We start from the raw sequence: 408 nt of genomic DNA on the forward strand, positions 1-408 counted from the left end.
GTCGTGCGCGCCCTGGGTGAAGGCCTCTGCGCCGGGGAAGCCGTCCTGAGGGTTCACGGACTCGGTCCAGTGGACGACCTCGGCATCGGCGACGGACGAGTCAGGCATCTTGGTGGCGTCCGTCTCCGACGGTTCCTCGGGAGGCTTCTCACGGGCACCGAGCGCCTTGGCGGCGAAGCCAGACTTGCGGGGAGTCACGTCGCGCGCCGCCTCCGGGCCGACGCGGACCCCCTCCATCTCGTCCACGTCGTAGATGCCCAGCAGCATCTCGGGCTTGTAGCGCCGCACCCAGGATCGCCCCGAGTAGTAGGCGAGCTGCTGGTCGGGGTCGGTCTTCCAGAGCGGCGAGTTCTTGATCGTGATCTGGCTGATCATCGGCGACCACACCTCGAGAGACTCGTCGTCGCC

At 68.1% G+C, this 408-nt stretch carries 1 protein-coding gene; it reads right to left on the reverse strand.

What is annotated here, in order from left to right; genetic code table 11:
- The coding region (locus D7Y13_RS44070) for a recombinase RecT (protein WP_208734721.1) at positions 1-375 on the reverse strand (375 nt) is incomplete at its 3' end.
- Between the last annotated feature and the right edge of the window lie 33 nt (positions 376-408).

The organism is Corallococcus praedator, assembly GCF_003612125.1.
In the GTDB taxonomy this organism is placed as follows: Bacteria; Myxococcota; Myxococcia; order Myxococcales; family Myxococcaceae; genus Corallococcus; species Corallococcus praedator.